General features: G+C 32.4%; 1 pseudogene. It reads right to left on the bottom strand.

Annotation, left to right across the window (positions count from 1 at the left end):
• Window positions 1-240: pseudogene (locus ACSG5Z_RS32745) on the bottom strand (hypothetical protein); the annotation flags it as partial.
• Window positions 241-278: the final 38 nt, after the last annotated feature.

The raw sequence follows: 278 nt of genomic DNA, 5'->3' as shown, positions 1-278 counted from the left end.
AACGAGATTCATGAGCGTCTCGTGGGCTCGGAGATGTGTATAAGAGACCTCTTTTATATAAGTTAAAACCTCTTCATGAAATATATTTATATCGATTAATGTTCTAAAATATGAAATGACAATAGCGGAATTCTTTGAAGCGATCTCCAATGTTATAAAATCTTTAGATTTTTTTAGCAATTGCATTACTTCCTGCAAAGATTTTATAGAGTGAATAGGTACTTTTTCATGTGGTTTCAATTGATAATACCCTTCCTGACTCTTATACACAACAGACG

Source organism: Bacillus pretiosus (assembly GCF_051294775.1).
GTDB lineage: Bacteria > Bacillota > Bacilli > Bacillales > Bacillaceae_G > Bacillus_A > Bacillus_A wiedmannii.
Note: the sequence above shows the minus strand (reverse complement) of the source record. Positions and strands in the feature narration are given on the sequence as shown.